At 67.8% G+C, this 236-nt stretch carries 1 protein-coding gene; it reads right to left on the reverse strand.

What is annotated here, in order from left to right:
* Positions 1-236, reverse strand: a 236-nt coding sequence (locus tag ACYQ0J_RS13850) for a transposase (RefSeq protein ID WP_460172636.1), incomplete at both ends; no start/stop codon positions are given.

Raw genomic sequence — 236 nt, forward strand, 5'->3', positions numbered from 1 at the left:
AGCCCGTCCAGGTAGACGAAGGCCATCTCCTCGGGCAAAGGCCGGGTGCGGAAGGCTCCTGCCGCCTCCAGGACCTCGTCCGTCAGGGCGCTCAGGGTCTCGTGGGAGTAGCGGTGGCCTAAGAGCAGGCTCAGTATCTCGGCCGCCTTGCGCTGACTGACCCCGGCGGCGTAAAGGGCTACCGCCACTTCCCCCACGTCCACCAGGCGGCGGACGTAGGGCTTAAGGAAAGCCGG

Source organism: Thermus sp. FJN-A (assembly GCF_054655095.1).